Here is an 8,699-nt window from a genome sequence, read left to right as displayed (position 1 = left end):
CACATCACTTGCCATCTTTTGTATTTGCCGTATGAACCTTGTTTCTGCTTTCATTATCTTCACCCTTCTTTATTTTAGCAGATTTTGGCTCGCTTGGCTAGATGTTAAGTTAATGACATTGTCTTGTTCGCCCCGCCTCGAAAAAGCTGCCGCTTTTTCTCACCACCCTCTCCACAGCGCAAAAGAATGCGCCGGGGTGTTTCGCCGTCTGCGGACGGCGACCAGGGCTTCCGCAGCCCTGGATCTGCGCCAGCTGTGCTCAGCTGGACCAGCTTGCCGTGCAACCTTTTTTGAGATGGTAGAGAAATGAATTTTGGCTAAGACAATGTACTTGCATCAAAATCAGCCCAGCACCAGCTCAATCGCCTTCAATTCATCCTCTGTCAGCGGACTTTGTCCCACGATCTGCAGGCTGTCCAGAAGCTGTTCCGGTCGGGATGCACCCACTAGTACAGTTGTCACAGCTTTTTGCCGCAGGATCCAGCCAAGTGCCAACTGTGCCAGGCTCTGTCCTCGTGCTGCTGCGATTTCCTGAAGCTGTTTCAGCTGCGCCAGTCGTTCTGGTGTCAGCTGCTTTTCACTGAGAAACCGTCCGTCTGTTCGGATGCGGCTGTCTTCAGGGATCACGCCGTGGAGATAGCGGTCAGTCAGCAAGCCCTGTTCCAGTGGACTGTAAATAATAAGTCCTTTTTCCAGATCTGTACAGGCATCCAAGAGTCCGTTTTGTTCCACAGTACGATCCAGCATGGAATAGCGGTTTTGGTTGATGATGAACGGACAGTGCAGTTCTTTTAGAATGGCAGCAGCACGGCGCATGGTCTCACCGTCGTAGTTGGAGAGTCCGACGTAGAGTGCCTTTCCGCTTTGAACTGCCTGTGCCAGTGCGCCCATGGTTTCCTCCAGAGGTGTCTCTGGGTCAGGACGATGGTGGTAGAAGATGTCCACATAGTCCAGCCCAAGCCGCTGCAAGCTCTGATCCAGACTTGCCAGCAGATATTTCCGGCTGCCGAAGTTGCCATAGGGTCCTTGCCACATATCATAGCCTGCTTTGGTGCTGATGACTAGCTCGTCCCGATAGCCGGCAAAGGTGGTTTTCAGGATCTGTCCAAAATTGCGTTCCGCAGCACCTGCCGGTGGACCGTAATTGTTCGCCAAGTCAAAATGGGTGATACCATTGTCGAAAGCAGTGCGGCAGAGGATTTCCATACGATCCAGGCTGTTGGTGTCGCCGAAATTGTGCCATAGTCCCAGGGACAGCAAAGGCAGCTTCAGACCGCTTTTTCCGCAGCGGCGGTATTCCATGGTGTCATAGCGTGTTGGGTTAGGGTTATATGTCATATATATCACGACCTTTTAAATTATTGTAACGTTTCCCAAGATGGTGTACCGCCCACAGATGTCATAGCATAATATAGCAGGATGCGGTAAGCATCATCGGCGTCGATCTGGAGATCCTTCGTGGTATCTGCCGCAGAAAAGGCAGCGTTTTCCGCCAGAAGTGAAGTGCCGTCTGTGAATTTTGCACCCTGTCCTACAGATGCCTTTGCATAGTACATCAATGCCAGGTATGCATCATCTGCATTAATTTTGGTATCATTGTTGATATCGCCTAGGGTATAGGGGATATATTCCAAAGAAATGTCCACTGCACCGTACCATACTCCGTCAACTATCGAAGTGGGTGTAGCAACCCCAGTTACCGTCCGTACGGCAGTTGCCGTGGAAGTGATATTCCAGTCGTACTGCGTTTTGGAAATGTCCAGAGAAAATCCTGGGTCGGGAACCAGCTGTTCCGTCAGAGTGTAGGCGCAGCCGGTGTCTTTTTCGTCCAGTACCGTGATGGTAAAAGAGGAATCATATGCTGCCGTGTCTGGATTATATTCGCAGCTGTCCAGAGAAAAAGCGTATGTACCCTCCTCTTCCAGCAATGTGCTGTAATAGGGAATCGTGCCGTCCAGGGTCTGCTTTTCGATTTTCACACGAATCGCACGGTCACCTTGTACGGTGACGTTCAGTGTGCCGGCGGTGTCGCTTAGATATTCACTTGGCGCAATGGGGATGACAGTTTCTGTATCTTCTGCCCATACTGCCGACGGCAGCACTGAGCCAGTGACCATGGCAGCAGCAATTGCCAGCGCTGTATGGTGCATTGTCTTATTCATGGTGTTTCCCTCCAATAATACAGCTTTCGCTTGATTTGCTTTTTATTATACTTATTTTTGGGGAAAATGTCAAGGGCGGATGTTTTATGGCTGCACAGAACAATTTTATGATAGTGGGATAAAAGTAGGGGCAAACTGTGTTCGCCCAAAAATTCGGACATTACCAAATGGGGGTCATAATATCTTTCTGTTTCTTCTGTTTTTGGAATTGATTGATCAAAAAAGAACTGCTGCACTTTTGATATAAAAAAGAAAATTGGCATTTATGAAAAATGTCGAAAAAAGTCAAAAGCAAGTACTCACTTTTATTATTATTGTCCGATCTATCAAATGCTTTGCTTCACTTTCCATCTAACTTTATTTTTAATGTTTATTTAAAATGTAGTTGACAATTCTCTGGAAAAGTGATAATATAAAAATATAAAGAGTTGAGTGAGTACGCTTTCGTATTTTAATTCGATTCAAATTATTGGATATGAAAGGAACGATGTCCAGATGAAAAATGTTTTAAAAAAATTATCGCTGGTATTTCTTCGATGGCGATAATTGCAGGAGTGGCTAGTGCGATGCCTACGATGTCGGCGAGTGCATATTCATCCACTCGAACAATTGATAACGATTCGATTGCGTCTGGTTACGGAAATTATAATTATGGATTTACATACATTAAAGCAAGTTCTTTGTATAATGGAGATGCTAGGTTGAGCTCCACTAGCGTTTCATCACCAAGATATTGCTGGGATTATCCAACAATGTCATCAAGTGGAAGCACTTGTACAATTAAGGTTCAGGCGTATTTAAATCACGCAAGTTTTACTGATACTGCTGCATATTACGTAGAGTATTCTCCTAATATTAGTCTTCGGATTGGATTTATTAACCAGGAAAAAGCACCAGGAGGATGGTCCGGTATTTCGAGAGTATCAATTCCTCCTGCAAGTGGTACGAGTGGTTTTTCTTCTTCTACAGCGGAAGTAAATCCGTCTGGTGCAAGTGGAAAACAAACTGGGGCAGATGGCTTAAAAGTGACCATGCTTGTCAGCTAAGAGAAGGAGAGGGCTTTATTATGAAAAGAAAAATTATTTCTGCAATTACAATTTCACTAGGTTGTTGCCTGGCGATTACTGGAACCACCTTGGTAAGTGCTTATCATTCTGGTTTGCTTTCTGAACCAGATGAAAAATCAGAATCACAGGCTTCAATTTCATTCCAAGAAGAAGGCGTTTGTGATGACGATGCTCAGAATAATGAAACTTCTTTCCGTTCTTTGAAAATAGCGACTGCACCAGAAATTGCAACAAAAGATGAAATTTACTACATGATGCTGAATAGCATTGATTATTATGATAGCATTTCTGGTACAGTTTATTTTTCATGTGGAGATGATATGCGTATTATTAATTCTGTGCAGTTCCAATGTGTTCTCTCAAATATGAGTGCATACGAACATTATACGCAGTTTTATTCCAATGGTGATATGACATGTACTCTTACAAATGTGACAGAGGAAGTGTCTCTCTTTAGCACAGACGAAATGATTTGGGATAAAGAAATATATTGCAGTGATAGGGCGATGATTGTAGCAGACAATCAAGATGAAACATTTCAAGACGAATCATTCAACGCAATTTCTTTAGAATCTGCTTGTGCAATTGAGAATAGCGAAAGAATTTCAGTAGCAGAGGATGGAGAACCCTGCTATCAATATCGTACCAATCCGACAAATTTACCGGATGCAAGTTTGTGTCTTTTCCCTCAAGAAATGGCGTTCGGATTTCTGACGGAACAGTCTCTTTGGGAGATAGATGGTATTGAAAATCTGAACGGAAGAAACTGTTATCACATTAATGGACATACAACTGAAGATTATGGAAACAAATTGAATGTGGAGACATTTGAGTTTCTTGTAGACTGTAATACTGGAGTGCTTTTGCAGTATATCGGCTATGATTGCGATGGAGAAATAAGCGATTATTTGTATACTGAAGATGTGCAATTCGAAGATGAAGCTGAAACAGTTACAGCCTTTTCAGAAAATATGATAACTGGGTATACAGAAGTAGCACAGTATTAATTTCTGTGACGTTAATTTTATTGATAATTGTACATGATATAACAGACGCCGGTGTCTTCGGATGCCGGCGTTTCTGTGTTTCGCAGCCTTGACATTCCTGTGAGAATCCGGTATAATGAACAAAAATGAATCTGATCAAAGGAAAATTTTTCATAATATCTTTCTGTTTCTTCTGTTTTTGGGATTGATTGATCAAAAAAGAAGATTGGCATTTGCAAAAAATGTCAAAGGTAAATATTCACTTTTATTATTATTGTCTGGGTTGCCAAATGCTTTGTTTAACTTCCTATCCGACTTTAATTTTTGACGTTTATTTAAAATACAGTTGACAATTCCCTTGAGAAGTGATAAAATGAAAATATAAAAAGCTGAGTAAACATCTATTTACATTTTAATTTAAACTGTTAGATACAAGATATTGATGCAGATGATGCTTATGATGTATTAAGAATTGTTGATAAGGCGAAGAAAAAAAGCAAAAGAACTATGTTGACACTATTTTTTTAGATAGTGAACTCGAAAAAAGCAATAGTGATTGGAGCAGAGAATTTCCAAATTTGGTTTGTGCCGCTGTTGCTGATGTGAACCGAACAGAGACGATTGATCAAACAGATGCAAATGAGATTCTGAATTATTATGCGCATAGTTCTGTTGGCAGTGCAAGCGCAAATGCTTATATTGGTACATTGTGTCCTGCAACAATTGTCAGAACTTAAAGGAGGAATTCTTATGAAGAAAAGAAAGGTATTCTCATTTTTGACTGCCGCAGTCATGGCAATGGCTGCACTGCCGATGTCTGCTGTCAGTGCGGAAGGGGAGTTTGCACTGGGCGATGTGGATATGGATGGGATCATTACTGGTCACGATTCTGCCATGATTTCCCGGATGCTAAATATTGATCCAGATATGCTGACAGAAGAACAGATGAAACTTGCTGATGTCAATGAGGATGGTACAGTAGACCAGACTGACCTGGAATGGATTCATGAAAATGAGGTTTATGAGATTCATGACCTGTATAAGACTGGTGGATCGATCAGCATAGGTTGTGATGCTGCATACATGGCACTTTGCTATTATGCAAGAAAGTCAGTAGGAGATCCGATTGAGGTGGTAAAGGAAGATGCGCCAAAATCGCATCCCGAGCTTGCCAACGGCTTCTTTATGTATGGAAGTGCAGAGTATGTATCGCAGAAGTATCTGGAATTTTATACCTCGCAAGGATATACAACAGTTGCAATAGATGAGATCGACAAGGAAGAAGATCCGGATTTCTGGAATATGACACATTTCGATAGCGATACTGATTCCATCAGCGAACTAAATTACAATCTCATTGATTGTAATGGAGATGGAGAAGTGGATGGTGATGACGCCTATGCCGCTCTTGTTTCTTTTGCAAGAACACAAGTGGGGAAAGATAAGTATTTTGAAGAAGGCCGCTACGATTTGGATGCAGATTGGGCTGCGGCTTATCAACAAGAAATGACGTATATAGAAGAATGAATCAATTCGCTACATTGCAGGACATTTGTACAATGATATAACAGACGCCGGTGTCTTTGGATGCCGGCGTTTCTGTGTCTCGCAGTCTTGACATTCCCGTGAGAATCCGGTATAATGAACAAAAATGAATCTGATCAAAGGAGGATTTTTCATGAAGTCCATTTATACTTGTCCGCATTGCGGTGCAAAGTCTTTTAATCCCTGGAAAAAAGCATTTGCCGGGGGACTGCATACCAAGGGAAAGGTCTGTTTGAATTGCGGTCAGCACTGTGTCAACGGAACTGCCTCAATGGTTTTTTCTGCGGTGGTGTACATTGCTGCCCTGATCATTGTGCTGTATATTTATTTTAAAGGGAATTCTGTCTGGGACTATGCTTTTATGCTGGGTGCGGTTGCGGTAGCTTATGTGCTTTCACGGCTTTTTGATGCCTTTTTCGGACCGCTGGTGAAACCCATTCGAAATGACGTGCAGAGCTGATGCAAGCTGGATTGTATGTGCATGTGCCTTTTTGTGTACGGAAATGTCCCTATTGTAATTTTTATTCCGTGCCGGCAAAACCAGAGCTGCTGGAAACCTATACTGAAGCTGTCTGCCGCAATCTGCGGGCTTATGGGACGGATGCTGCCATGGATACGGTATATTTCGGCGGCGGTACACCGTCGCTGTTGTCCTCGGAACAGATCGGGCGTATTCTGGATACGGCAGCAGAACAGTTTTCTCTGTCTGCACATGCCGAAGTGACACTGGAGGCAAATCCTGCCACAGTCACACGGGAACAGCTGCAACAGCTGCGGAGGCAGGGCGTCAATCGTCTTTCTCTGGGGGTGCAGTCTTTGGATGCCGGGCAATTACAGCGATTGGGACGGCTGCATACGGCGCAAGAAGCCATAGAAACGGTGGAATTAGCGGTGGCAGTGGGATTCGAAAATATTTCTTGTGACCTGATGCTGGCGCTGCCGGGACAGACGGCGGCGGAGTTGGAACAGACGATCCAACAGTTAACGGCATTGCCAATTGTCCATGTGTCGGCATATTTATTAAAGGTAGAACCGGGCACACCCTTTGCCTTGCAGCACGTGGCAGAAAGCTGTCCTGATGAGGACATGGCAGCGGATCTCTATCTGCAAACCGTGGCGCAGCTGGAGCAGGCAGGCTTTTTGCAGTACGAGATCTCCAACTTTGCAAAACCTGGCTTTGAGAGCCGGCATAACTGCAAATACTGGCATTGTGAACCTTATCTGGGCATCGGCCCCTCGGCGCATTCCTGCTGGAATGGTGCCAGATTTGCCGTGCCACCGTCGGTAGAGATATTTTTGCAGGCACCCGTGCAGGAGACAGAACTGGAAGATGCCGAGCCTTGTACCCGGGAGGAACAGATCATGCTGGGGATGCGTCTGACAGAGGGTGTTCCGGCAGTATGGCTGGAGGAGAAAATGCCATTGGTAGAACGATTCTGCCAGGCGGGCTTTCTGAGAAAAAGGGGAAACCGTATTGCTTTTACACCGAAAGGATTTCTGGTGTCCAATACGATTCTGGCGGAGTTACTATAGCGTTTGCGGTATAGTAGGGGCGAACTTTGTTCGCCCGTTTTGCTTTCCAGAAATCTCTCCATAGAATTTTTCCAAAAAAGCTTGTAATTCCCCGAAAAATATAGTATAATAAAAGTGTATATTAATTTGAAAAGGAGTTTTTACGATTATGTATCAGAATATGATGGACACCATTGGATTTGTTTCACAGGCTGACCCGGAGATTGGTGCAGTGATGCAGGAAGAACTGGGACGTCAGCGCCGCAATCTGGAGCTGATTGCCAGCGAAAACTTGGTCTCTCCGGCAGTTATGGCAGCGATGGGTTCTGTACTCACCAATAAGTACGCTGAAGGTCTGCCGCACAAGCGGTATTACGGCGGCTGTGAGTATGTGGACGTGGTAGAGGAAATTGCCATTGAACGTGCCAAGAAGCTGTTCGGTGCAAACTTCGCCAATGTACAGCCCCACTCAGGCGCACAGGCAAATACCGCTGTATACTTTGCACTGCTCCAGCCGGGCGATACGGTTATGGGCATGAGCCTGGCGCACGGCGGTCACCTGACCCATGGTTCTCCCGTGAACATTTCCGGTAAGTATTTTAACTTCGTTCCCTATGAACTGGGTGACGATGAGTTCATCGACTACGACAGAGCACAGGCTCTGGCTGAGGAAGTAAAGCCGAAGCTGATCGTTGCCGGCGCAAGTGCATATCCTCGTATCATTGATTTTGAGCGTTTGTCTAAGATCGCAAAGTCTGTGGGTGCTTATCTTATGGTAGATATGGCACACATTGCTGGTCTGGTTGCAGCTGGTGTACATCCCTCTCCTGTTCCCTATGCGGACATTACGACTACCACCACCCATAAGACTCTCCGTGGTCCGAGAGGCGGTCTGATCCTGACCAATGACGAAGAACTGGCAAAGAAGATCAACAAGGCAGTGTTCCCAGGCACACAGGGCGGCCCGTTGATGCACGTCATTGCTGCAAAGGCAGTCTGCTTCGGCGAGGCTCTGAAGCCGGAGTTCAAGACCTATGGTGAAACCGTTGTTGCCAACGCTGCTGCACTGGCAGACGGCTTGGTAAAGCGTGGTTTCCGTCTTGTTTCCGGCGGTACGGACAACCACCTCATGCTGGTAGATCTGCGTCCGTTCGGCGATCTGACCGGTAAGGAATTTGAGCACCGTCTGGACGAAGTGTTCATCACTGTCAATAAGAATGCTATCCCCAACGATCCTCAGAAGCCTTTTGTTACCAGCGGTATCCGTGTGGGTACACCGGCAGTTACCACTCGTGGTCTGAAGCCGGCTGATATGGAAGTGATCGCTGAAGCAATGTATCTGGCTGCTTCTGATTTTGAGAACAAGGCGGACGAGATTCGTGCAAGCGTCAATGCACTGTGCGAGAAATATCCGCTGTATCAGTAAG

The 8,699-nt window shown here is 45.2% G+C and carries 9 protein-coding genes; 7 read left to right on the top strand and 2 right to left on the bottom strand.

Annotated features, from left to right (window positions below):
• On the top strand, nt 1–310 hold a 310-nt coding region (locus QZ375_RS09610), incomplete at its 5' end, for a hypothetical protein (RefSeq protein ID WP_295218382.1).
• A 32-nt stretch (nt 311–342) separates the two neighbouring features.
• Here QZ375_RS09610 and QZ375_RS09605 read toward each other — a convergent pair.
• Nucleotides 343–1,338: an aldo/keto reductase gene (locus QZ375_RS09605; protein ID WP_295218380.1), complete on the bottom strand. Its 996-nt coding sequence runs from the start codon at nt 1,336–1,338 to the stop codon at nt 343–345.
• A 20-nt stretch (nt 1,339–1,358) separates the two neighbouring features.
• Nucleotides 1,359–2,162 (bottom strand): hypothetical protein, encoded by an 804-nt coding sequence (locus QZ375_RS09600; RefSeq protein ID WP_295218377.1) that lies wholly within the window; start codon nt 2,160–2,162, stop codon nt 1,359–1,361.
• 566 nt (nt 2,163–2,728) lie between these two features.
• Here QZ375_RS09600 and QZ375_RS09595 point away from each other — a divergent pair.
• The 6 genes from QZ375_RS09595 to glyA all read left to right on the top strand — a co-directional run bounded on the left by QZ375_RS09595 (nt 2,729) and on the right by glyA (nt 8,698).
• Entirely contained in the window at nt 2,729–3,208 is a 480-nt protein-coding gene (locus QZ375_RS09595; RefSeq protein ID WP_295218375.1) for a hypothetical protein, read from the top strand.
• Between the two features lie 20 nt (nt 3,209–3,228).
• Entirely contained in the window at nt 3,229–4,236 is a 1,008-nt protein-coding gene (locus tag QZ375_RS09590; RefSeq protein ID WP_295218372.1) for a hypothetical protein, read from the top strand.
• A gap of 729 nt (nt 4,237–4,965) precedes the next feature.
• The gene (locus QZ375_RS09585) at nt 4,966–5,742 is read left to right on the top strand and encodes a dockerin type I domain-containing protein (protein WP_295218370.1); all 777 of its coding nucleotides are present in this window, start codon (nt 4,966–4,968) and stop codon (nt 5,740–5,742) included.
• Between the two features lie 151 nt (nt 5,743–5,893).
• The gene (locus tag QZ375_RS09580; RefSeq protein ID WP_295218367.1) at nt 5,894–6,220 is read left to right on the top strand and encodes a hypothetical protein; all 327 of its coding nucleotides are present in this window, start codon (nt 5,894–5,896) and stop codon (nt 6,218–6,220) included.
• Nucleotides 6,220–7,293 (top strand): radical SAM family heme chaperone HemW, encoded by a 1,074-nt coding sequence (gene hemW, locus QZ375_RS09575; protein WP_295218364.1) that lies wholly within the window; start codon nt 6,220–6,222, stop codon nt 7,291–7,293. The genes QZ375_RS09580 and hemW overlap by 1 nt, the downstream gene beginning before the upstream one ends.
• Nucleotides 7,294–7,441: 148 nt before the next feature.
• Nucleotides 7,442–8,698: a serine hydroxymethyltransferase gene (gene glyA / locus QZ375_RS09570; protein WP_295218362.1), complete on the top strand. Its 1,257-nt coding sequence runs from the start codon at nt 7,442–7,444 to the stop codon at nt 8,696–8,698.
• Nucleotide 8,699 lies beyond the last annotated feature (1 nt).

Source organism: Ruminococcus sp. (assembly GCF_019417665.1).
Classification (GTDB): Bacteria; Bacillota; Clostridia; order Oscillospirales; family Ruminococcaceae; genus Ruminococcus_C.
Note: the sequence above shows the minus strand (reverse complement) of the source record. Positions and strands in the feature narration are given on the sequence as shown.

What these genes read in the sequence shown, in the direction of transcription:
- hemW (WP_295218364.1), top strand. Translation starts at nt 6,220, where the DNA reads ATGCAAGCTGGATTGTATGTGCATGTGCCTTTTTGTGTACGGAAATGT.
- QZ375_RS09580 (WP_295218367.1), top strand. Translation starts at nt 5,894, where the DNA reads ATGAAGTCCATTTATACTTGTCCGCATTGCGGTGCAAAGTCTTTTAAT.
- QZ375_RS09600 (WP_295218377.1), bottom strand. Translation starts at nt 2,162, where the DNA reads ATGAATAAGACAATGCACCATACAGCGCTGGCAATTGCTGCTGCCATG.
- QZ375_RS09595 (WP_295218375.1), top strand. Translation starts at nt 2,729, where the DNA reads ATGCCTACGATGTCGGCGAGTGCATATTCATCCACTCGAACAATTGAT.
- QZ375_RS09590 (WP_295218372.1), top strand. Translation starts at nt 3,229, where the DNA reads ATGAAAAGAAAAATTATTTCTGCAATTACAATTTCACTAGGTTGTTGC.
- QZ375_RS09605 (WP_295218380.1), bottom strand. Translation starts at nt 1,338, where the DNA reads ATGACATATAACCCTAACCCAACACGCTATGACACCATGGAATACCGC.
- glyA (WP_295218362.1), top strand. Translation starts at nt 7,442, where the DNA reads ATGTATCAGAATATGATGGACACCATTGGATTTGTTTCACAGGCTGAC.
- QZ375_RS09585 (WP_295218370.1), top strand. Translation starts at nt 4,966, where the DNA reads ATGAAGAAAAGAAAGGTATTCTCATTTTTGACTGCCGCAGTCATGGCA.